At 68.1% G+C, this 22,101-nt stretch carries 23 protein-coding genes; 9 read left to right on the plus strand and 14 right to left on the minus strand.

Annotated elements, in window-relative coordinates:
- Positions 1-3: 3 nt before the first annotated feature.
- Positions 4-1,098, minus strand: coding sequence for a spore photoproduct lyase family protein (locus LOK44_RS16330; protein ID WP_237571115.1), 1,095 nt, complete (start codon positions 1,096-1,098; stop codon positions 4-6).
- A 118-nt stretch (positions 1,099-1,216) separates the two neighbouring features.
- Here LOK44_RS16330 and LOK44_RS16335 point away from each other — a divergent pair, with 118 nt between their 5' ends.
- Positions 1,217-1,903 carry a GAF and ANTAR domain-containing protein gene (locus LOK44_RS16335; RefSeq protein WP_237571116.1) on the plus strand — a complete coding sequence of 229 codons (687 nt, stop codon included), beginning with the start codon at positions 1,217-1,219 and terminating at the stop codon, positions 1,901-1,903.
- Between the two features lie 7 nt (positions 1,904-1,910).
- On the opposite strand, the gene LOK44_RS16340 is transcribed toward LOK44_RS16335, so the two are convergent.
- Together LOK44_RS16340 and LOK44_RS16345 are read right to left on the minus strand one after the other, a co-directional pair.
- Positions 1,911-2,201 carry a hypothetical protein gene (locus LOK44_RS16340; RefSeq protein WP_237571117.1) on the minus strand — a complete coding sequence of 97 codons (291 nt, stop codon included), beginning with the start codon at positions 2,199-2,201 and terminating at the stop codon, positions 1,911-1,913.
- A gap of 4 nt (positions 2,202-2,205) precedes the next feature.
- A complete protein-coding gene (locus LOK44_RS16345) occupies positions 2,206-2,922 on the minus strand; it encodes a GAF and ANTAR domain-containing protein (RefSeq protein ID WP_237571118.1) in 717 nt (238 codons plus the stop codon).
- 159 nt (positions 2,923-3,081) lie between these two features.
- On the opposite strand from LOK44_RS16345, the gene LOK44_RS16350 reads away from it, so the two are divergent.
- Positions 3,082-3,219 carry a hypothetical protein gene (locus LOK44_RS16350; protein ID WP_237571120.1) on the plus strand — a complete coding sequence of 46 codons (138 nt, stop codon included), beginning with the start codon at positions 3,082-3,084 and terminating at the stop codon, positions 3,217-3,219.
- A gap of 7 nt (positions 3,220-3,226) precedes the next feature.
- Here LOK44_RS16350 and LOK44_RS16355 read toward each other — a convergent pair whose 3' ends face one another.
- The 3 genes from LOK44_RS16355 to LOK44_RS16365 all read right to left on the minus strand — a co-directional run bounded on the left by LOK44_RS16355 (position 3,227) and on the right by LOK44_RS16365 (position 5,553).
- Complete coding sequence (locus LOK44_RS16355) at positions 3,227-4,387, minus strand: NAD(P)/FAD-dependent oxidoreductase (protein ID WP_237571121.1); 1,161 nt, start codon at positions 4,385-4,387, stop codon at positions 3,227-3,229.
- Between the two features lie 56 nt (positions 4,388-4,443).
- Entirely contained in the window at positions 4,444-4,734 is a 291-nt protein-coding gene (locus LOK44_RS16360; RefSeq protein WP_237571123.1) for a GlsB/YeaQ/YmgE family stress response membrane protein, read from the minus strand.
- A gap of 99 nt (positions 4,735-4,833) precedes the next feature.
- Positions 4,834-5,553, minus strand: a complete 720-nt coding sequence (locus tag LOK44_RS16365; protein WP_237571124.1) for a TetR/AcrR family transcriptional regulator — start codon at positions 5,551-5,553, stop codon at positions 4,834-4,836.
- 80 nt (positions 5,554-5,633) lie between these two features.
- On the opposite strand from LOK44_RS16365, the gene LOK44_RS16370 reads away from it, so the two are divergent.
- Positions 5,634-5,897: a hypothetical protein gene (locus LOK44_RS16370; RefSeq protein WP_237571125.1), complete on the plus strand. Its 264-nt coding sequence runs from the start codon at positions 5,634-5,636 to the stop codon at positions 5,895-5,897.
- A 142-nt stretch (positions 5,898-6,039) separates the two neighbouring features.
- Positions 6,040-6,747: a cutinase family protein gene (locus LOK44_RS16375; RefSeq protein ID WP_283817829.1), complete on the plus strand. Its 708-nt coding sequence runs from the start codon at positions 6,040-6,042 to the stop codon at positions 6,745-6,747.
- Here LOK44_RS16375 and LOK44_RS16380 read toward each other — a convergent pair.
- On the minus strand, positions 6,744-7,715 hold the full coding sequence (locus LOK44_RS16380; protein ID WP_237571126.1) for a DNA polymerase domain-containing protein: 972 nt from the start codon (positions 7,713-7,715) through the stop codon (positions 6,744-6,746). The two genes, LOK44_RS16375 and LOK44_RS16380, sit on opposite strands and share 4 nt — an antisense overlap.
- A 91-nt stretch (positions 7,716-7,806) precedes the next feature.
- Here LOK44_RS16380 and LOK44_RS16385 point away from each other — a divergent pair, with 91 nt between their 5' ends.
- The 3 genes from LOK44_RS16385 (at position 7,807) to LOK44_RS16395 (ending at position 11,293) form a co-directional block, all read left to right on the plus strand.
- The gene (locus LOK44_RS16385) at positions 7,807-10,020 is read left to right on the plus strand and encodes a molybdopterin-containing oxidoreductase family protein (protein ID WP_237571127.1); all 2,214 of its coding nucleotides are present in this window, start codon (positions 7,807-7,809) and stop codon (positions 10,018-10,020) included.
- A gap of 71 nt (positions 10,021-10,091) precedes the next feature.
- Positions 10,092-10,418, plus strand: a complete 327-nt coding sequence (locus tag LOK44_RS16390) for a pyridoxamine 5'-phosphate oxidase family protein (RefSeq protein ID WP_237571128.1) — start codon at positions 10,092-10,094, stop codon at positions 10,416-10,418.
- A 122-nt stretch (positions 10,419-10,540) separates the two neighbouring features.
- The gene (locus LOK44_RS16395; RefSeq protein ID WP_237571129.1) at positions 10,541-11,293 is read left to right on the plus strand and encodes an alpha/beta hydrolase family protein; all 753 of its coding nucleotides are present in this window, start codon (positions 10,541-10,543) and stop codon (positions 11,291-11,293) included.
- On the opposite strand, the gene LOK44_RS16400 is transcribed toward LOK44_RS16395, so the two are convergent.
- The 6 genes from LOK44_RS16400 to LOK44_RS16425 all read right to left on the minus strand — a co-directional run bounded on the left by LOK44_RS16400 (position 11,265) and on the right by LOK44_RS16425 (position 19,431).
- The gene (locus LOK44_RS16400) at positions 11,265-13,055 is read right to left on the minus strand and encodes a BCCT family transporter (RefSeq protein WP_237571131.1); all 1,791 of its coding nucleotides are present in this window, start codon (positions 13,053-13,055) and stop codon (positions 11,265-11,267) included. The two genes, LOK44_RS16395 and LOK44_RS16400, sit on opposite strands and share 29 nt — an antisense overlap.
- 179 nt (positions 13,056-13,234) lie before the next feature.
- Entirely contained in the window at positions 13,235-14,029 is a 795-nt protein-coding gene (locus LOK44_RS16405; RefSeq protein WP_237571132.1) for an IclR family transcriptional regulator, read from the minus strand.
- Positions 14,030-14,113: 84 nt separating this feature from the next.
- The gene (locus LOK44_RS16410) at positions 14,114-15,289 is read right to left on the minus strand and encodes an aromatic ring-hydroxylating oxygenase subunit alpha (RefSeq protein WP_237571133.1); all 1,176 of its coding nucleotides are present in this window, start codon (positions 15,287-15,289) and stop codon (positions 14,114-14,116) included.
- Positions 15,286-16,428 (minus strand): N-methyl-L-tryptophan oxidase, encoded by a 1,143-nt coding sequence (gene solA / locus LOK44_RS16415; protein ID WP_237571134.1) that lies wholly within the window; start codon positions 16,426-16,428, stop codon positions 15,286-15,288. The genes LOK44_RS16410 and solA overlap by 4 nt, the downstream gene beginning before the upstream one ends.
- 28 nt (positions 16,429-16,456) lie before the next feature.
- On the minus strand, positions 16,457-18,901 hold the full coding sequence (locus LOK44_RS16420) for a GcvT family protein (RefSeq protein ID WP_237571135.1): 2,445 nt from the start codon (positions 18,899-18,901) through the stop codon (positions 16,457-16,459).
- 92 nt (positions 18,902-18,993) lie between these two features.
- Positions 18,994-19,431 (minus strand): VOC family protein, encoded by a 438-nt coding sequence (locus tag LOK44_RS16425; protein ID WP_237571203.1) that lies wholly within the window; start codon positions 19,429-19,431, stop codon positions 18,994-18,996.
- Positions 19,432-19,556: 125 nt separating this feature from the next.
- Here LOK44_RS16425 and LOK44_RS16430 point away from each other — a divergent pair, with 125 nt between their 5' ends.
- Together LOK44_RS16430 and LOK44_RS16435 are read left to right on the plus strand one after the other, a co-directional pair.
- Positions 19,557-20,672: an aldo/keto reductase gene (locus tag LOK44_RS16430; RefSeq protein ID WP_237571136.1), complete on the plus strand. Its 1,116-nt coding sequence runs from the start codon at positions 19,557-19,559 to the stop codon at positions 20,670-20,672.
- A gap of 116 nt (positions 20,673-20,788) precedes the next feature.
- Positions 20,789-21,667 carry an alpha/beta fold hydrolase gene (locus LOK44_RS16435; RefSeq protein WP_372481256.1) on the plus strand — a complete coding sequence of 293 codons (879 nt, stop codon included), beginning with the start codon at positions 20,789-20,791 and terminating at the stop codon, positions 21,665-21,667.
- Here the strand turns inward: LOK44_RS16435 and LOK44_RS16440 are convergent.
- On the minus strand, positions 21,664-22,089 hold the full coding sequence (locus tag LOK44_RS16440; protein ID WP_237571141.1) for a cupin domain-containing protein: 426 nt from the start codon (positions 22,087-22,089) through the stop codon (positions 21,664-21,666). The two genes, LOK44_RS16435 and LOK44_RS16440, sit on opposite strands and share 4 nt — an antisense overlap.
- Positions 22,090-22,101: the final 12 nt, after the last annotated feature.

A 22,101-nucleotide genomic window follows, 5' to 3' on the forward strand; every position in this document is an offset into this window, starting at 1 on the left:
CGGTCAGGTCCAGTACAGCGTCCGAGCGGCCGGCAGCGTGGCGGCCAGCTCGGCTGCGAACCACGACTTCAGCTCGGCCATCGTGTCCTTCGGATAGACGTACTTGGCCGTGCCGTACTTGCCGAACTTCCTGGTGCGCGACGCTTCGTCCATCTCCAGCTTGGTGCGGGGATACCAGCTCGTCAGCACGTCCTTACTGCCTGCCGTGAACCGGTGCGTGATGCACTCGACGGTCAGATCGAGGTCGGGGACGTCGGCCACCGCGGCGGCGACGTCGGCGAGCAACCGGCCGTAACCGTCCCGCCAGTCGGCGACCGGCATGATCGGGGCGATGGTGAGCCCCACCCGGTAGCCCGCCAGCGCCAGGCTGCGCAGCGCGGCGATGCGCCGGGGCAACCGTGCCGTTCCGCCCTCGAATCGGCCCGCGACCTCGTCGGCGTTCACCGATACCCGCACCCGGGTGCGGCCGTGATGCGGCAGGTCGAGCAGCGGTGCGACGTTGTCGTACTTGGTCGTGAAGCGCAGCCCGACCGGGGAGGCCCAGTCGTGCTCGCCGACGTGTGCGATCGTCGTCGACAACGACCCCGTGAGGTGCTCCAGTGCGAGGGGGTCGGTGTAGCAGGACGCCTCGAAGGTGGTGCCCTCGTCGGCGCGGTCATCGGATGCCGACGTGATGGTGCCGCGGCCGACGTGCCCGTCCATCTCCGTGAGGATCTCCGGCAGGTTGGCGTAGACGCGGGTGATCGGCGGCCCCGACAGCGAGCCGGCCAGGTAGCAGTACTGGCAGTGCCCGGGGCATCCCTCGGCGAGGTCGATGCGCCAGTCCGCGCTGGGCGGGATGGGTTGCAGCTTCCGCTTCGACGGGGGCGCGACCACGACCGCCAGCGTGCGCTTGGCCAGCGCGTAGGTGGCCCGGTCGTCCTCGCCGCGAGACGTCGGCAGCCGATCACCCGACAGCAATTGGATGTCGGGGACGCCTGCCGCCTCGCACCGCGCCACGATCTCGGCGCCGTGGGGCAGTTCGGCGGCCGACCGGGTCACCAGGACGCGGGCCGGGGTCCACAGGGTCGGGGTGGTCGACGTGGTGGCTGAGGTCATCGTGCCTGGTTCAACGAGTGTGATCTTGACGTGATTCCGGTGTCGCCTGTGGCGTGCGCTACCCGGATGTCACCGGTCGCGGTGTTTGGAATGGCGAAGTGCGGGCAGCCTGCGACTCATGTCCGAGCCCACTAGCCAGGATCTCGCCGTGCGCATGGCCGAGCTGGCCCGCTCCGTCGCGGCGCCCCGCTCGGCCGAGGACATCTATGCCGAAGTGACCAAGGCCGCGGTGGAGCTGATCCCCGGCGTCGACACGGCAGGCATCCTGCTCATCACCAAGGGCGGCAAGTTCGAGTCCCATGCCGGGACCACCGACCTGCCGCACGAACTCGACGAACTGCAGGACGTCCTGCAGGAGGGGCCGTGCATGGAAGCGGCACTCGACGATGTCGTGGTTCGCACCGACGACTTCCGTGAAGAGACCCGGTGGCCGGCCTACTCGGGCGCCGTCGCGAAAGCCGGTGTGCTGAGCGGGATGTCGTTCCGCCTATACACCAATGAGCGGACCGCGGGCGCGCTGAACCTGTTCGGATTCGAGCCGACGGAATGGGACTCCGCTCGTGAGACCACCGGGCTGGTACTGGCCGCACACGCCGCCGCGGCAGTCATGTCGAACCGTCAGGGTGAGCAGTTGCAGTCCGCGCTGTCCACCCGCGACCGCATCGGCCAGGCCAAGGGCATCATCATGGAGCGCTACGGCGTCGACGACATGCGCGCCTTCGACATGCTGCGGCGACTGTCGCAGGAGGGCAACACCCCGCTGGTCGAGATCGCCGCACGAGTCATCGAGACGCGCGGCACCTAGCCGTGCCTCATGGCTCATCCCCGTTTTCGGTCGGGCTTTCGAGGCCCGCCTGCATGAAGTCGTCGCTGTACGGCGCGCGAGGCGGGGCGATCTCGTCGAGTCGTTCGTTGATCACGTGTGCCACGACGTCGTGCTGGATCGGTGGCAACGCGATGGCTCCATTGAGGTAGGCATCGAGTTCGAAGCGTCCAGCTTCCCCGCCCATGCTGAAGTACCGGAGCCACAGTTCGTCGACGGTCAGGTCGGCCGCCTCGAGTGCCCGTTGGAAGCGTGCGTTCAGGCTGTTCTGTGTGGTCACGCGATCACTCATCCGTCGAGGAACCAACGATCGATTCGGCTACGTCACGCAACGATCGTCGGGCCCTGTGCGATTCGGTCATGAGCTGGCGGAACGCCTCTTCGGGACCCACCCGAGCGCGCGCCATCACCATGCCGCGCGCCATCGCGACCATGTCGCGGGTGCGCAGCGTCTGCTTCAGGTCGTCGCTGAGGCGCGTCGCGGCCTCCACGGTCTGGACGTTCCCGACGAAGATCGCTGCCTGCTCGCCGAAGCGGCGCAACAGGTCTTCATCTCCTTCCTCGAAGGCGTCGACCTGCGTGGAGTACACCTTCATGGCGCCGTAGGCCTTGCCGGCGTGGATCAGGGGTGCGCTGAGGAACGACCGCATGCCCAGCTGCTGAGCACGCGGAACCCATGCAGGCCAACGTCCTTCACCGGGTCGCCCATCGGAGCGGAACACCGCCAGCTCCCGCCACGAACTCAAGCAGGGGCCCTGATCGAGTTGGTACTGCAGGTCGTCGAGGCGCTCGACCAACGGATCGGTAGCTGCCGAGGTGGTGCGCTTGCCGTCGACGCTCAGGAGGCTGACGCCGGCGCCGATGCTGTTGGGGATGGTGTCGGCGGCCAAGGACGTGAGGGTGTCGAGAGCACTGGCGACCGTCTCCTCGGTGAGGAGAACCCCCGACAGGTGCGCGAAGACCCCTGCCAACTCGTCGGCAGGGCTGGGTTCTACAGTCACTGATCGATCATCTTTCTGAACTCTCGGTGTTCGTCCGCACGTCCGGGAAATCGCGAGACGGGGGTGTACCACGCCCGCGGCTCCGCAAACGTCAGGGCGCGTTCGTCTTTGAGGGACGTCGATCGAGGGTAATACCAGAGGTGACGAAGGAGAAAGTTCATGCCGAAGGATTCAGCGCACGACGAACACGAGGCCAAGATCGACCCGCCCGGGCCCGTGGATCACGGCCGTGAGGGCGGCATGGCGACTCGAGAATTGGCGCCGGAACTCACCGAGGTAGACCGCGACGACGAGTAGCCGGTATCTAGACCCGGCCCTTCAGGATCAGGTTCCAGTACGTCTGGGGCAGGCCGTAGCGGTCGAACGCCCACGCGACGCGCCTCGGCTTCAGCGGATCCACGAACGAGGGCAGCGACGACGTCACCTCGCCGGAGCGGTCGAACTCGCCCGCGATGAGCAGGTGCGCGTCGGTCGCCACCGGGGCGACGGTGTAGCCGTCGTAGGTGTCCATCGATCGGCCCGATCGAGCAGCGAGCACGTTGCCCACCAAGATCTTGACCTGGCGGCGCAGTGCCCCGCCGGAGGGGTCCGTATCGACCCCGGCACCGTCGCCCACCGCCCAGACGTCGGGGTGGGTGCGGTGCCTGAACGTGCCGGGGTCGACGTCGATGACGCCGTGCCGGTCGGAGTCGGTGAGACCCGAGTCCGCGAGCCACGTCGGCCCTCGGAACGGGGGAACCAGGTGCAGCAGGTCGTAGGGAACGAGTCGTTCACCGTCCGGCCCCGTGACCGTCAGTTCGTTCCGTTCTGGATCGACGGCGGTGACCGAGGTGCGGTGCAGCACCTCGACGTTCAGGTCGTCGAGGCAGCGGCCCAGGCGGTCGTCGAGGTCGGGCACGTCGACGAGACCGGCCCGGTCGACGATCAGGGTGATGTCGATGTCGCCGAGGCGCCCGGCGCGCTTCCAGTGCGCGGCAGCGAGGAACAGCGGCTTGATGGTGGTTCCGGTGCAGCTGACCGGCGCTCGGGGAACGGTGAAGACCGCTCGCCCCGACCGCATCTCACGGACGAGGTCCCAGGTCTTCTCGGCATGGTCGAGGTAGTTGCTCGCCACGGCCGGGCTGTGCAGCGCTTCGGCGATGCCGGGAAGCGCATCATCATCGGGCACCAAGCCGGCGCCCAGTACGAGGTCGCGGTACCCGCACGTCCGGCCCGACGCGAACGTGACCATGCGCGCCTCGGGGTCGACGGCGACCGCAGATTCCTGAATCCACGTGCAGCCCTTGGGCGTCACCGAGCGCTGCGTCCGCTCGGCGGTCCGCAGCGCGGCTTGGCCGCCGCCGACGTAGGACAGCAGCGGCCGGTAGGTGTGGACGAGCTGCGGTTCGGCGACGGCAACGCTCGAGACGCCCTTGCGAAGGAATCGCGCCGCAGCGCTGATCCCGGCGTTGCCGCCGCCGATCACCAGGACGTCCGACCACCCGTCAGGGCGGGTGGCCGACGTCTCGTGGGAGCTGATGCTCAGCGCCGCACGGTGTTACCGCGGCTACTGCGCTTGCCGGTGATACCGAGGTAGCCGGCGATGAGGATGATGGCGAAGATGATCCCGACCAGGAACGGGATGATCTTGAAACCGCCGTTCTGGTTCGAGTAGCCCAGCTTGTAGGCCACCCAGGTGCCCAGGAACGAGCCGACCGCACCGAGCAGGACGGTCATCACCACACCGATGTTCTGCTTACCTGGCATGACCAGCCGGGCCAGGGCGCCCACGATGAGTCCGACGACGATGGCGCCGATGATTGTTCCGATCACGACATACTCCTGAAGGTAGGTCAGCGGAACCGCTCCGCTGTGCAGGCACGGAAGTACCCGGTTTCGGGGCCAGGTACCCCTGCTCGAGCAAAAGTGTTTTCAGGCGGCGCCGTCGCTCGAGCCGCGGGCCATGGCGGCGAGGCCGGCCATGATCAGCTCCAGCGATGCCTCGAACGACGACTCGACCATCATCGAACGCAGGTGCGGGGCGGCGGCTTCGGCGTGCGGCGTGTGATCGGGCGTCAGTCTGTCGGGCAGTGCGCGCCACGTGTCGTGGTCGGCGTCCTGGATCTGCTGCGGTAGCGCGGTGAACGCGCCGTCGAGCATCGCCTGACCGAGCAGGAAATCCGATAGCGAGCGGAACCACCGCGTCGCGGTCTCCACGTCGAACCCGCCGTCGCGCAACAGTCCGATGGTGATCTCGACCGCGCGTATCTCGTTCGGGAGCCCGGTCGTTCGCGTGGCGATCGCCGTCCCGGTGAGAGGGAATTCGTTGGCATACACGCGGTACAGCGCCCTCGCCAGGTCAGCCAGCGAGGTGAGCCAGTGGTCCGTGGGCGTCCAGCGGTCCAGCGCAATGCCGATCATCCGGTCGGCGACCGCGAGCAGGACGTCGTCGATCCCGGTGAAGTAGCGGTAGAGCGCCGTCGGGTCGGCCCCGACGGCAGAGGCGAGCGTGCGAGCGCTCAGCACGCCCACGCCGCGCTTCTCGATGAGGTTCACCGCCGAGTCGATGTATACGTCGCGGGACAGGTCGGTCCCGGAGCGCGTCCGCCTGCGCCGCTTGCCCGCAGCGGGCTGCCGAATCGGCTTCGTCATCTCGCCCCCTTATGTCAACACCGTTGACCATAAGACACCCGGTGCCGGAATGTGGTCGAGACGACTAGGGGGCCGTAGCAGTGGACGACGCACGCGTACGCGAGATCGAGCGCATCGCCGGCGAAGGCGGATACGTCAGCTACCGCGTCCGGCTCCATACCCCGGCGGGCCCGCGCGACGTGACGTTCAGCGGCAACATCTTCGTCGGTCCCGTCGCCGTCACCGAGGACACCGACGGGCACTGGGCCGACGAGGTGATCGACGACCCCCGCCGGTTCGGCGAGTTCTACTCCCCGGAGTGGGTGCGGCGCTTCGTCGCGACCCGGCTGCAGGCAGCCGGCTAGCTCGCGTTGCTGCCCGCGGTTGGGGGTCTCGAGCGGACGACGTCACGCGCCGGACCGCTGCGCGCGGTTTGACCAGTTCAGCCTCGGGTATTGATCGCCTGGGCGGCAGTCGCCGCCGGAATGCGTGAAGAGGAGTTCCCGAATGACAGGTCGACGATTCGTTCGCTCACTGGCGATGGCGGCCACCGGTGCCTGGGCCGTGACGCTGGGTGCGCTCGCTCCGGCGGCCTCCGCCGAGCCGGTGGCCTGCCCCGACGCCGAGGTGATCTTCGCCCGCGGTACCGGTGAGCAAGTAGGCGTGGGTGGCGTCGGCCAGCAGTTCGTCGATTCGGTGCGTGCCCAGGCCGGCGGCCGGTCGGTCGGCGTCTACGCGGTCAACTACGCCGCGGGCAGCAACTTCGACGACCGCGAGGCGTTCGCGCGGACCGTCATCGACGGCGTCCGCGACGAAGGCCAGCGCGTCGACTTCATGGCGGCCAATTGCCCCAACACCCGGCTGATCCTCGGCGGCTACTCTCAGGGCGCCGTCGTCACCGGATTCACCACGTCGGCATCGGTGCCCGCGGGCGTGCCCGCCGATCTGGTTCCTGCGCCGCTGTCGCCGGAGGTCGCCGACAAGGTCGCCGCAGTGGTGCTGTTCGGCAAGCCGTCGGGACAGTTCCTGGACAAGTACGGCGCGCCCGCCATCGAGATCGGCCCGCTGTTCCAGCCGAAGACGCTCGATCTGTGCAACCCCGGCGACAACATCTGCGAGGGCAACTTCAACGGCCTGCCCTCGATCTCTCACGGTCTCTATGGCGTGAACGGGCTGGTGAACCAGGGCGCCGCATACGCGGTCGGCCGCCTCTAGTCAGAGGTCTCGGAGTCGGCGGCCCGTCGGGCCCGGGCGCGTCGTTTGCCCTCGTGCATTGCGGCCACCCGGGCCACCGGGATCCCGCGCCCCTGCTCGATGAGGTCGTCCGGCAGTCGCTGTGGGGCGGGCATCGCGTCGTTCCACGGATCGCGATCGCCCAGCGCGGCAACGGCCGTGTGCACGGTGAAGTCGGCCGGTGACACGTCGTCGATGTCCGACCAGTCCAGTGGGAACGACACCGGCGTGCCCGGCCGTAGGCGGGGGCTGTAGGCGGCGGCGACGGTGGCGCCCCCGGCACGCGTCGAGTCGACGAACACCTTGCCCTCGCGGTCTTCGACGATGAATGCCGTCGTCGCGATCCTCGGGTCCAGCGCCTCGGCCCGGGCCGCCAACGCGCGCGTCGCGGCCGCGACGTCCTCGACGGGTGCCGCATCGTCGATGGGCACGAAGACGTGAATTCCCTTGGCGCCACTGGTCTTCACGGCACCCTCGAGCCCAGAGTCCCGGAGCGCCTGGTGCACCAGGTGCGCGACGGCGACGACCGCGCTGAACGGTCCGTCGCCCGGCGGGTCCAGGTCGAGCACGAGATGCGTTGGCCGGTACACGTTGTCCGCCAACCCGAGCGTCGGGTGATACTCGATCGCCCGCTGATTGGCCAGCCACAGCAGGGTCCGCCGGTCGTCGCACAGCGGGTAGTGCACCTCGCGGTGTGATGCCTCCGCCCAGATGGTCACCGTCTTGATCCAGTCCGGCGTGTACTTCGACGCGTTCTTCTGCATGAACGGCGCCCTGCCGCGCAACGCCCGCAGCACCGTCAACGGCCTGCCTGCGAGCCCAGGCAACATCCGGTCGGACACCGCGTCGAGATAGTCGACCAGGTCCCGCTTCGTAGCGCCTGCGTCGGGACCCAGCGTCTGATCGAGGTTGGTCAGGTCGACCCCGGCGCGCTGCTCGGACACGCTCATCGACCCAGGGTAAGCCGGTCCAACGAACCCGAGTGTGACGACGCGGCCGATTCCACCACTGCGTGCTGGGCACTCGCCTAGCATCGCGCACATGAGCACGCCAGGAACGACCACGCGGCCGGGCATTTGCCGCATCTGCTCCGCACACTGCGGGGTGCTGGCCACCGTCGTCGACGGCAGGCTCGCGAAGGTGACCGGCGACCCGGACAACCCGATGTTCAAGGGCTACACCTGCAGCAAGGGCCGGGCGCTGCCGGACATCCACAACAACCCGTCACGCCTGCTGCACAGCCAAAAGCGCCAACCGGACGGGACGTACGCGGCGATCGACGCCGAACGCGCGACCGACGAGATCGCCGAACGGCTACGGCACCTCATCGACGCCTACGGGCCGCGCTCGGTGGCGCTCTACATCGGCACGAACTGTCTGCCCTACCCGGCGAGCCCGCTGACCGCCAATGCCTTCATTCGCGCCATCGAATCACCGATGTTCTTCACCGCCAACACGATCGATCAGCCGGGCAAGCAGATCGCGCTGGCCGCCCACGGGCACTGGCTGGGCGGGGACGTCCCGTTCGACGAGGCCGACAGCTGGATGCTCGTCGGGACCAACCCACTGGTGTCCAAGGCGATCGGCATTCCCGGCCAGAACCCGGGCCAGAATCTGCGGTCCGCCATCGGCCGGGGGATGAAGCTCGTCGTGATCGATCCGCGCCGGTCGCAGACCGCTGCGCGCGCGGCCATCCACATTCAGCCCCGCCCTGGCGAGGACGTCACTATCATTGCGGGGATGATCAATTGGATCATCCGAGAGAATCTGTGCGACAACGACTTCCTCGCCGAGCATGTCGCGGGCTTCGAGGAGTTGGCCTCGGCCGTCTCGGGGTTCACGCCGGAGTACGCGGCCCAGCGCGCCGACGTCCCGGTCGAGCAGCTGATCGACGCGGCACGACTGTTCGCCACGTTCGGCGACCGCCGCGGCATGGTGAACGCCGGTACGGGCGCCAACTTCGGGCTGCACGGCAACCTGCTCGAGTATCTGTGTCTGTCCTTGACGACCATCTGCGGTCGATGGCAGCGCGCCGGCGAGCGCGTCACCCGCCCGAACACGTTGATGCCCGCCTACACCGCCAAGGCGCAGGCGCACCCGCCCTACGAGGGTTGGGGTTACGGCGAGCGGCTGCGCGTCCGCGGGCTCACCGACACGGTGGCCGGGATGCCGACCGCCGCGCTGGCAGACGAGATCCTGTTGGAGGGCGAGGGTCGGGTCAGGGCATTGATCTGCGTCGGCGGCAATCCGATGGCAGCCTGGCCGGATCAGCGAAAGACCCACCGCGCGTTGGAGTCTCTCGACCTGCTGGTCACGCTCGACACCGAGATGTCGCTGACGTCGCGGCTCGCCGACTACGTCATCGCACCGATGATGCAGATGGAGACGCCGGCCATGACCCAGGGCAGCGAACTCATCAAGTACTACGCCAGCGGCACCGGCATCCCGGCCGCCTACGCGCAGTACGCGCCGCGCCTGGTCGACCCTCCCGAGGGCAGCGACCTGATGGAGGAGTGGAAGTTCTTCCTGGGCTTGGCCAAGCGCATGGAACTGCAGATGTTCTTCGTCAACTTCTTCGGTGCCGGTGGCGGCCGGTTCATGGAGTCGGCGCCCGTGGTCGTGACCATGGACGGCGACACCCAGCTCACGACCGAGGAGCTGTTCGAGGAGATGTGCGCGAACTCCCGCGTCCCGCTCGCGGACGTCGCCGCCCACCCGCACGGCAAGGTGTTCGACGTCGACGCCGTCGTCGCCGAGCGTGATCCCGGCTGCACCGATCGCCTCGACGTCGGCAACGCCGTCATGCTCGCCGAACTCGCCGACGTCATGGCCGAGGACTTCGACGCAGCCCGCGGCGACACGGCGTTCCCGCTGCGGCTCATCCCGCGACGGCACGGCAGCTTCATGAACTCCTCGGGCACCAACCTCGCCAAGCTCAACGGCGGCAAGCCCTACAACCCGGCGTACATGCATCCCGACGCGATCGATGCGCTGGGCCTGGTGTCCGGCGACCTGGTGACCGTCACGTCGCCGCACGACTTCATCCCCAGCGTCGTCGAGGCCGACGACACCCTGCGCCGCGACGTCATCGCCATGCACCACGCGTTCGGCGGCTTGCCGTCGGAGGACAGCGAGGTCCGCGAACGCGGAAGCAACGTCGGACGGCTGGTCCCCACCGACGTCGAGTACGACGCGATCTCCGGCCTGCCACGCCAGGGCAACATCCCGGTGCGCGTGACCCGTCGTACCGGCTGAGCAGCGCCGGGAATCGGGCGGTTCCGCTGTGGGTTGCATCACACGACTGCCGACAGCGAAGGGGATCGACGATGGCGAAGATGACCGGCGAGGAGCGCGAGGCGTTCCTGGCGGAGCTGCACGTGGGCGTGATCGCCGTCGAGCGGCAGGACCGTGCGCCGCTCGCGGTGCCGATCTGGTACGGCTACGAGCCGGGTGGCGATGTGCTGCTGTGGACCGCCGAGGGCCCGGTGACGTCGATCGACCCCGCCGACGAGGCCACTGCCCTCGCGATCGCCGTCCGCTACCTCGGCGAGGATGACGGTCGGGCGTTCGTCGGCGGGAGCCTGAACCCGAACTCGGTGATCATCCGCATGCGCCCCGAGCACTGGTTGAGTAGCGACTACTCCAAGGAATAGGGGGAATAGCGCGCCGAGTGTGAACGTCACGACGGTTTACCCGCGTAAAGCGTCGTGAGTTTCACACTCGACCGTCGAGAAGTCGCGGCGCCCACGCCCACCCCCGGTGAGAGGATGTCCGCGTGGCCGAGCGCGTTCGATTCCCCAGCACCACCGGCCCCGAGTTGGCCGGCACCATCGACGTGCCCGCGGGCGAGGTCCGCGGGTGGGGCGTCTTCGCGCACGGCTTCACTCTCGGCAAGGACTGCCCCGCCGCGAGCCGCATGTGCAAGCAACTCGCGAGCGAGGGCGTCGGCATGCTCCGCTTCGACAACCTCGGCCTCGGCGGCTCCGACGGCGACTGGGGTGACGGGTCGTTCTCGCACAAGGTCGCCGACACCGTGCGCGCCGTCGAGTTCATGAACGACTCCGGCCGCGAGGTGCGGCTGCTCGTCGGGCACTCATTCGGTGGCGCGGCAGCCATCGCCGCGGCCCGCGAATGCGACACCGTCGCCGCGGTCGCCAGCATCGGGGCGCCCTACGATCCCGCGCACGTCGAGCACAACTACGACGCCCTGCTCGAGCGGATCGAGGCAGAGGGCGAGGCGCCGTTCCCGGTCGGCGGCAAGGCGCTCACCCTCAAGAAGCACTTCATCGAGGACGTCCGCGCCGCAGACCTCACCGAGAAGATCAGCACCCTGCGCCGGGCGCTACTGGTGATGCACTCGCCGACCGACAATACCGTCGGAATCGCCAACGCCAGCGACATCTTCCAGGCGGCGCGCCACCCCCGCAGCTTCGTCTCGCTCGAAGGCGCCGATCACCTGCTCACCGGCAAGAACCAGGCCGCACGTGCGGCCCGGATCGTCAGCGCGTGGGCTGATCCCTACCTGTAGTCGGATCGGGCTCGCGGGACTCGGCGGTGACGAGTTCGAAGTCGTCACCGTACTGACCTGCGCCGGTCACCACGGCACGCTCGACGAGTTCGGTGCTGCGCCTGTCGACGGCGACGATGCGGTCGGTGCGAAGGTCCTTGTAGAGGGCCACGCACAGCAGCACCATCACGAGCACGAACGGAACCGCCGCGACGATCGTCAGGTTTTGCAGGCCCGTCAGCGCATCCGCTCCACCACCGCCGATGATCAGCATGATCGCCGCGACCGCCCCGGTCAGCGTGCCCCAGAACACGACGGTGCTGCGCCGCGGATCGTGCGAGCCCTTCTCCGACAGCGAGCCCATCACGATGGACGCGGCGTCGGCGCCCGAGACGAAGAAGATCGCCACCAGCACCATGACCAGCACGGTCGTGATGCCCGCCAGCGGCATCGTGTCGAGCAGCTTGAACAGCGAGCCGGTGCTGTCAACGGCACCGTCGGCGTCGACGAGATCGCCGAACGTCCGCTGCCGCTCGATGGCCGAGCCGCCGAAGATCGCGAACCACACCAGGCTGACCATCGTCGGGACCAGCAGCACGCCGGTGACGAACTGACGGATGGTGCGCCCGCGGCTGATCCGCGCGATGAACATGCCGACGAACGGCGTCCACGACACCCACCAGGCCCAGTAGAAGATCGTCCAGCCCGAGAGCCAGCCTGCCAGTTCGGCGTCACCGTTGGCGTCGGTGCGCGAACTCATCGCGACGAAGTCCCGCACGTAATCGCCCAGCGCGCTGGGGATCAGGTTGAGGATCAGCAGCGTCGGGCCCGCGACGAACACGAACAGCGCCAGCACGAGTGCCAGAACCATGTTGATGTTCGACAGCCACTGAATGCCCCGCGCGATGCCAGACACCGCCGACAGCACGAACGCGATCGTCAGCACGGCGATGACCGTGACCAGGATCGGCGTGCCGACGGTGCCGACCCACCCGTTGAACACGAGGCCGTCGCCGATCTGGAGGGCGCCGAGGCCCAGGGAGGCGGCAGACCCGAACAGCGTCGCGAAGATCGCGAGGATGTCGATGACCTTGCCCGCCGGGCCGTTGGCGCGGTCGCCGAACAGCGACGTGAACGCCGCGGACAGCAGACCCGAGCGACCCTTGCGGTACATGCCGTAGCCGATGGCGAGGCCGACCACCGCGTAGATCGCCCACGGATGCAGGCCCCAGTGGAACATCGTGGTCGCCATCGCGGTCTGGAACGCCTCGTCGGACTGCGCCTCGCTGGTGCCCGGCGGTGGTGTCACGAAGTGGTTGAGCGGCTCGGCCACGCCCCAGAACATCAGGCCGATGCCCATGCCCGCGCTGAACATCATCGCAATCCAGGACACCGTCCGGAACTCGGGTTCCTCGTCGTCGCACCCCAGGGGGATGCGGCCGTACTTGCTTGCGGCGAGCCACAGCACGTAGATCACGAAGAAGCTCGCGGCGAGCACGAAGAACCAGCCGAGGCTCTTGATCAGTGAATCCTTGGCGTTGGCCGACACCGTGGAGAGGCTGGACGTGTCGAGCAGCCCCCACAGCACGAATGCGATGGACAGCACGCCGGTGACGCCGAAGACGACCCAGTCGCGGCCGGGATGCGCATCGGCCGGGGCGATCCGCTCGGTCAGCGGTTCCAGCGGGTGTCGTCCGCTACCGACCGACCCTGGCCCGGCGGGCCCACTCTCCGTGACGGGGACGGACTTTGGTTCGGAGGCGCTGTTCGTATCTAGCGACATGTCGTACTTCCCTCGAGTCCTGTCAGCGGTTGTGCGACGTACAGGCGGCAATGCGACGCATGCGGATGCATTCGTTGCTCATTCAACATTGAACGGGTACTGAACGCCCGGCAAACGCGAGATCCGACCTTGCTCCGCGGGGCAGTCGGTGTCAACTCGGGCGTTTGCGTCGATGATCTCTATCCCACGTGTCCGAGACGTCTGCTGACCGCGGCGGCCGATGCGACGGTCATCTCCGCGACGAGTTCGAAGCGGGAGGGCTCCAGGCGGTAGGCCGGGCCCGAAACGCTCATCGCCGCAACCACATTGCCGGTGTGGTCGCGGATCGGCGCCGCCACTGCATTGAGGCCGACCTCGAGTTCCTCGCGCACACTGGCCCATCCGACTTCGCGGACCAGGGCCAACTCCTCCTCCAACGCGCCGATGTCGGCGATGGTGTTGGGCGTGAACGTCTCCAGTGCGTGCGGCAATAGTGCGCGCAGCTCCTCGGCGGACAGTGCGGCAAGAAGGACCTTGCCGCTCGACGTCGTGTGCGCCGGGCAGTTCTGGCCAACCCAGCTGCGCAGCGTGATCTCGGCCGGGCCGTGGGACTCGACGACGTTCACGATGCGGTTCCCGTCGAGTACGGCGACGTTGGTGGTCTCACCGCTGCGCTCGGCGAGGTGGGCGCAGATCGCCTGACTTTCCTTTGCCAGGTCCATCTGCGCGCTGGTCGAGCCCGCCAGTCGGACGATTGCGAACCCCAGGCGGTACTTGCCACGGTCGTACAGCTGTTCGACGAATCCGCGGGACTCGAGGACCGCGATCAACCGTGACACCGTCGACTTGTGTACGCCCAGTTCAAGGGCAATTTCGGTAACGCCGGCGGTGCCCAGCTTGCCCAGGATCTCGAGCACCGTCAGCGCGCGGTCGACCGATTGGACGGCGGCAACGGACTTCTCCCGAGGCGCGGATTGATCGCTGAGCCGGGGCATGTTCCGTTCAGTGTAGGCAATCGTCATTTGCTCTCCGCCCTGTGCCGGTCTTCTCCTCGCGCAAGCGCTCGTCAGTCGCCGCCCTTAGCCGTGCAGCATGGCGACCACCCAGTCATGGAATTCGCCGATGTGGTGCTCCGACGGCACCAGCACGCCGCCCGCCCGGTAGCCCCGCGACGACATGGCGGGTTGGGTGCGTTCGCAGGCGTCGAAGTCCTGCAGATTGACCCGGTGGAACAGCTCGACGGACCGGTCGAGGTCGCGGCCTTCCTCGACCACCTGCGGCAGGTAGAGCCAGTCGCACTCGACCACCGTGCGGTCGGCGGCCATGGGATACATCCGGTGGAAGATCACGTGGTCGGGCACCAGGCTGACGAACACGTTCGGCCGCACCGTGATCGCGTAGTAGCGGCGGTCCTGCTCGGCCGTCACGCCGGGAATCGGGTCGAGTCCCGCGCTGCCGTCGACGGTGAAGCCCTCGACGTCCTCGCCGAACAACGCGCCGTGGCCGACGAAGTACTGGGCGGCGAGACCGTCGGCGAACTCGGGCAGCACCTCGGTGAGTTCCGGGTGGATCGTCGCGCAGTGGTAGCACTCCATGAAGTTCTCGACGATGAGCTTCCAGTTGGCCTTGACGTCGTAGACCACCCGACGACCGACCGACAGTTCCGGGATGCCGTAGCCCTCGATGGCCTCCGGGCGCCCGAGGCGTCGCGTGACGGTGCCGATGACGTCGTTCTCGAACGACGGGGGTTCCGCGGCCAGGCACACCCACGCGTATCCGAGCCACTCCCGCAGCGCGACCTTGATCAGGCCGTACTCCGTACGGTCGATGCGCGCCCCCGTCGCATCGGTGAGTGAGCCGAGATTCGGTGCGGCGGCGAGCTTTCCGTCGAGTCCATAGGTCCAGGCGTGGTACGGGCACTTCAGGTGGCGCTTGGCGACTCCGAAGTCCTCGGTGCACAGCATGGCGCCACGGTGACGGCAGACGTTCAGGAAGGCATTGAGCGTGCCGTTCCGCCCGCGGACGACGAGCACGCTCTCGCGACCGACCTGAACCTTGCGGAACGCGCTCGGCTCGGGCAGATCTGCACTGCGGACCGCACAGAACCACATGCGTTCGAAGATGAGGTCCTGTTCGGCGTCGAATTTCGCTGGGCTGCAGTAGTAGTCACCGGCCAGGGTCGGTACCAGTGAACTGCCGGTCGGGGCGACGGCGGCGGCCAGGCCGGTCGGTTGGGGGTCGTCGATGGTCGTCACGTGGTCACCAGCCGTCGCGGGTCGAAGAGTCCGATGGGATGGGCGGTCGCGCCCGTGGTCGCGAGGTCGGCCAGCACTTCGCCGACGACGGGCACGAACTTGAAGCCGTGGCCGGAGAACCCGCATGCGACGGTGACGTTGTCGTAGTCGTGTGGGCGGGTGATGACGAAGTGCTCGTCTGGGGTGTTGGAGTACATGCAGGTGGCCGTGTGCACGGCGGGGCCCGACAGGGCGGGCAGCAGTTGCGTCACCCGGTCGCGCATCTCGTCGACTTCGCCGGCGCGCACGGTCCGGTCGATGGTGTCGGGGGTGCACACCTGGCCCTTGCGGAAGAACGCGGTCTTGACGCCGCCCGCGGGCCCGTCGATGGCCGGGAAGCCGTAGATCTGTTGGCCGCTGGCGTTCTCGTCGATGTAGATCGGGTGGTCCTCGAACGGCCCGATGCCCCCGGCGGGGTCGAGCCAGTAGAGCACCTGCCGCTCGATGGTGATCGGGATGCCGAGGTCGGTGAGCAGCTCTGGTGCCCACGCGCCGGGGCAGATCACCAGCTGGCCTGCGGTGTACGTGCCGGATCCGGTGGTCACGGTGACGCCCCGTGGCCCGTCCGACCAGCCCGTGACCTCCTCGCCGAAGCGCAGGGTGGCGCCCTCGCGCGCGGCGAGGTCGATGTGCGCCTGCACGGTCATCTCCGGTCGGGCGAATCCGGCCTTGGACTCGTAGACCGCGACGTCGTCGGTCCCGGGCGTGAACGTGGGGAACCGCCGGCGGACCTCGCTCGCGTCGAGCACCTCGTGGTCCAGCGACCACTCCCGGGCCGCACGGAGGCTGCCCGCCACGGTGAGGCACTCGGGCGGACCGATGAACAGGCCGCCGGTCATCTTGTAGACCTCGAGCCCGCTGAGCCCGGCGAGTTCCTCCCAGAGCTCATAGGCGCGCAACAGCAGCGGCACGTATGCGGGGTCCTCGAAGTAGGACTGCCGGATGATTCGGGACCCGCCGTGACTAGACCCACGATCATGCGCCGGGGTGAACTTCTCCAGCCCCAGTACCCGGGTGCCGCGTCGTGCCAGGTGATAGGCGGCCGCGCTGCCCATGCCGCCCAGCCCGATCACGATGACGTCGTATGCGCTTTCCTTCATCGGGGTCCTCTGCTCTTCGCGCAAGCGCTCATCGGCGAATCAGCTTCATCTCGGGATCCACCACCGGTTCGGAATGCACCGTGGCGCTGTAAGTTTCGGTCAGATAGTCGACGCGCACCGCGTCGCCGACCTTGACGTCGGCCGGGAGCCAGGCGTAGGCGATGCTGCGGCCGACGGTCGCGGAGTAGCCGGCGCTGGTGACGTAACCGACCGTCGCGCCGTCGGCACCGGCGAGGGTGACGGGTTCCTTGCCGAGCACCACTGCGCTTGGGTCGTCGAACACGATGCTGCGCAGCACCTTCGACGGCGGCACGGCGGCGTCGAGCGCCGACTTGCCGAGGAAGTCGCCCTTCTTGGCCGACACCGCAAAGCCGACTCCCGCCGCGCCGGGCTGGTGTTCGGTCGTCATGTCGGTACCCCACGCGCGGTAGCCCTTCTCCAGCCGCAGGCTGTTGAAGGCAATGCGTCCGGCCGCGATCGCGCGGTGGTCGCGTCCCGCGTCGAACAGCAGGTCCCACAGCTTCAGGCCGTGCTCGGCGGAAGCGTAGATCTCCCAGCCCAGTTCACCGACGTATGAGACGCGCATCATCGTCACCGGCACCGAGCCGATGAACGTCTGGACGGCGCGGAAGTAGCCGAACGCCTCGTGTGAGATGTCGGCGGCGCACAGTGGCGCGACCACGTCGCGGGCCCTCGGGCCCCACACGCCCACGCAACAGGTGGCGCCGGTGACGTCGCGGACGGTGACGCCGCTGGGCGGCAGGTGCCTGCGCAGCCAGTCCATGTCGAGGGGACCGTTGGCGCCGACCTGGAACAGCTCGTCGCCGAGCCGGGCCACGGTCAGATCGCTTCGGATGCCGCCGGTTTCGTCGAGCATCAGCGTGTAGGTGACCGAGCCCGTGCGCTTGTCGACGTTGTTGGTCGTCATCCGCTGCAGGAATTCGCAGGCGCCGGGTCCACTGACCTCGTAGCGGGTCAGCGGCGTCATGTCGTACAGCGCGACGTGCTCGCGGGTCCAGCGCGCCTCGGCGATCGAGATCGGCGAGTAGAACCGGCCGGACCAGTCGTCGCGTTCCGGGAAGTCGACGCCGGCAGTGGCCAGTTCGTCGACCAACTCGGCGTTCGCCTCGTACCAGGCGGGGCGCTCCCAGCAGCCACCTTCGAAGAAGTGGGCGCCGAGTTCCTCTTGGCGCCGGTGGAAGGGGCTCACGCGCAGATTGCGCGGGTCGCTGCGGTACTGGTGCGGATGGAGGATGTCGTACACCTCGACGAAGGCCTGCGAACTCGTCTTCAGGATGAACTCGGGGCTCTTCGCGGGCTCTTCGAATCGGTACAGGTCGCACTCGTGGACGTCGGTGGTCGGGGCGCCGTCCAGGATCCACTCGGCCATGGCCTTGGCCACGCCTGCGGAGTGAGTCACCCACACCGCCTCGGCCACCCAGAACCCGGGAAGGTCGCGGTGCTCGCCCATGATCGAGAACCCGTCGGGGGTGAACGAGAAGATGCCGTTGAAGCCCTCTTCGACCTTCGAATCACCAAGTGCAGGAAGCAGATCCGCACTGGCCGCCCAGCCGGGTGCGAAGTCGTCGTCGGTGAACGGCAGCATCGACGGCATCGCTTCGCCTGCCGAATCGGTCAACAGCGTCGTCATGTCCACCGGCATCGGGCGGTGGCCGTAGAAGCCGATGCCAAGCCGATCGCCGTGCTCGCGGTAGTAGAGGTCCTGGTCCTGATGGCGCAGAATCGGCAGTCGCGGATCGTCGTCCGACCCGTCGCGGCGCAACTCCGGCAGTTGACCGGTCTTGGCGTACTGGTGAGCCATGGGGACCAGCGGCACGGTGAGTCCGACCCGGGCACCGAGTTGGGCGCCCCAGAATCCTGCGGCCGAGACCACGACGTCGGCGTCGAACTCGTCACCGGCAGCGGTCCGCACGCCGACCACCCGGCCGTCCCGGTCGAGGACGTCGGTCACCTCTTGATGGGAGAGGAAGCGCGCGCCGCGGCTCGTGGCCCGGTCAGCCTGCGCGGTGGCAGCGGTCAGCGCCCTGGCCAGTCCGTCGGTCGGGGTGTGGAATCCGCCCAGGATTCGGCTCTCGTCGAGGAGCGGGTGCAGTGCCTTGCAGGCCGCGGGGTCGATCAGCTCGCCGGGAACGCCCCAGGCCCGCGCCCAGCCGTGCCTGCGGTGCAGTTCGGTCCAGCGAGCCTCGGTGGTCGCCACTTCGAGGCCGCCCACCTGGTCGAATGCGCCGAGTTCGACGAACTTCTCCACGGTGTAGCTGGCGAACTCGGTCATGGTCTTCGAGCCGTTGGTCTGGAACACCAGGCCGGGGGCGTGCGAGGTGGACCCGCCGGTGGCGAACATCGGGCCACGGTCCAGGACGGTGACGTCGGTGCATCCCCTGGAGGTGAGTTCGTCGGCCAGCGACGTGCCGACGATTCCCGCGCCGATGACGACGACCTTGGGCTGGGCCATGACCTGCTCCTGTTGCGTATAGAGCAACTAATGCGTACTGCGCAACAGTAAGCGGTGTGCTGACATGCCGCAACAGGTGTGGCCCCGGCGTGTCAGCGCCCGGGAAGGCGCGTCGTCACCTCCTGCAGGAGCCACTGATTGCCGTCGGGGTCGTCGAACGAGGCGAAGGAGCCATAGCTGTTTCGCTGGGGATCGGGACCGGGCACGCGTCCGGCGGTTCCGGCGCGGTGGAACACGCCGTTCGAGTCGTGGAAGACCTCACTGACGTCGACGCCGCGCCCGGCGAGTTCGGCGCGCGCCTGCTCGACGTCGGAGACGACGAGGTGCAGCCCGGACGTCGACCCCGGTGCTGCGGCGCTGGTGCCCGTGCCGAAGATGACCGACGCCGACGACCCGGGCGGGGTCACCTGGACGACGCGGAAGTCCGGCCCGGTGCTGAAGTCGGCGTCGAGGCGCCAGCCGAGTGATTCGTAGAACGTCTTCGCGCGGTCCACGTCGGCGACGGGGATGACGATGACTTCGAGTCGCATGTCCACGAGCAGGTCCTCTTTCAATCGATGCGACCGGCGTCGCGGTCGCCTGTGCCGTGCAACGCCGAGCGACGCGAACTGATTCACTGGGTGACGAGTGCGCCGGGGTGAATCGAATGCGGCGCATGGGCGTTTCACCGGGCATGGCACTCGATCGCTACTACCTCCTCGGCCGCTCCGGACTACGAATCAGCCCGCTGTCGTTGGGCACCATGAACTTCGGCACTAGCGGCTACCACGCCGCGTACGGCAAGACCATCGACGACGTCCGTCCCATCTTTCGTCGTTACCTGGAGGCGGGCGGGAACTCCATCGACACGGCGGACTTCTACACCGCAGGCGAGAGCGAGACGATCCTCGGGGCGCTCATCGCCGAGACGGGGGCGCGTGACCGGATCGTTCTCACGACGAAGTTCACGAACGCCGTCGACCCCGGCGACCCCAACTCCGGCGGCAACGGACGCAAGCACATGGTCCGTGCGCTCGAGGACTCGCTGCGCCGCCTGGGCACCGACTACGTCGACCTGTTCCTGTTGCACACGTGGGACCGGATCACGCCCGTGCAGGAGGTGATGCGTACCTTCGACGACCTGGTTCGAGCGGGCAAGATTCGCTACGCGGGATTCTCCGACGTACCGAGTTGGTATGCGGCCCATGGACAGACCTTCGCCGACGCCCATGCGCTCACGCCGGCGGTAAACGTGCAGTTGCCCTACTCGCTGGTCGATCGGACGATCGAGACCGAACACGTCGCGATGGGTCAGGTGCTGGGCATGGGCATCTCGGCGTGGAGCCCGCTGGGCGGTGGCTTCCTCAGTGGCAAGTACCGGTATGACGGCAAGGGCGCTTCGGGGGAGGGACGGTTGAGCATTCCGGGGACGTCGGGGCTGTCACTGACCGAGCGTGAGTGGGGCATCCTCGAACCGCTCGGCGAGGTCGCGGACGAGCTGGGCGTCTCCATGGCGCAAGTCGCCATCAACTGGGCAGCCACCCAGCCGGGTATCGCGTCGGCGATCGTGGGTGCGAGCAGCGTCACCCAACTCGATGCGTCGATCGCCGCGATGGACGTGGAACTCCCCGCCGAGCTGCGTGCCCGCCTCGACGCGGCCAGCGCCGTGCCGCCGCAGTCGCTCTACCGGATGTTCACTCCCGAGTACCAGCACCAGCTCATCAGCCCGGCGGTCAGGGTCGGCGACAAGCCCTCCGGCTACCGCCCCAGCGTGTTGAACTGGGCATCGTGATCAACAGGCGAGGATTCGCTGCGATGGTCGGGCTCACCGCGGCGGGAACGGCCACCGCCCTCGCAGCTCCGTCGGCGGCGGCACCAGAGTCCCTCGGCAATACCGGCTTTCGGTCCATGGGCCGGATTCAAACCGGTGTACTCGACGTCGGGTACGCCGAGGACGGGCCGCCCGACGGTCAGCCGGTGATTCTGCTACACGGGTGGCCGTACGACATCCACAGCTTCGTCGACGTCGCACCGTTGCTCGCTCAGCGCGGCTTTCGCGTGATCGCGCCCTACGTACGAGGATTCGGCAGTACGCGGTTCCTGTCGGACACGGCGATGCGCAATGGCCAGCAAGCGGCCGTGGCGAGCGACGTCCTCGCGCTGATGGACGCGCTCGACATCCCGGACGCGATTCTCGCCGGGTTCGACTGGGGCGCCAGGTCGGCCGACGTGGTCGCCGCGCTGTGGCCCGAGCGCGTTCGCGCGCTGGTCGCCGTCAGTGGCTACATCGTCGTGAACCTCGAGGCCAACCTCGAACCGTTGAATCCCCAGGCCGAGTACGGCTGGTGGTACCAGTACTACTTCGCCACCGATCGGGGCGAGAGGGGCTACAGGGCGAACACCCGCGACTTCAACCGGCTGATTTGGCGAAACGCCTCTCCGCTGTGGTCATTCGACGATGCGACGTACGACCGCACGGCTGCGTCCTTCGACAACCCCGACCACGTCGACGTCGTCATTCACAACTACCGGTGGCGGCAGAGTCTCACGCCCGGCGAGCCGCAGTACGACGACCTCGAGCGCCGCCTCGCGGCCAAGCCGGCGATCACCGTTCCGACGATCACGGTGTCCAGTGACTTCGACGGGCCGGCCAAGGACGGCAGCGCCTACCGGCAGCGGTTCACCGGTAAGTACGCGCACCGGGTCCTCGACGGCATCGGACACAACGTGCCCCAGGAGGCGCCGCGTCGGTTCGCCGACGCCGTCATCGAGGTCGCCGGCTACTAGTGCGACGCGACGAGTGGCTGGCCTGTCGGGATCACATACGTCGACAGCATCATCGTCGCAACGTCGCCGACGTTGATCGCGTCGTGGATCACGCCTGCCGGGACGAGGAACGGATCGCCTGTGTGGAGGTTCTCGGCGGGCCGGTCGTCGAAGACGATGTCGACCTCCCCTGCGACGATGTACCCGATCTCGGGACCCGGATGCGAATGCCGCCCCGACTGCTTGCCGACGGGGATCTCGACTCGGGTCTGCACGATGTCGAATCCTGGGGTGGGAGCCGGGGTGCGCTGCAATTCGACTCTGGTGACGCCGTCGGTGCCACCATCGTCGCTGCGGGCGATGCCCGCCTCGTAGACGCAGGCGGCGGCGGTGATGGCGGCAAGGGCGGTGACCGCCGCCATGCGGACGCGGGGGTTGGTCATGGTGCTCCTCTT

Source organism: Mycolicibacterium lacusdiani, assembly GCF_021916785.1.
GTDB lineage: Bacteria > Actinomycetota > Actinomycetes > Mycobacteriales > Mycobacteriaceae > Mycobacterium > Mycobacterium lacusdiani.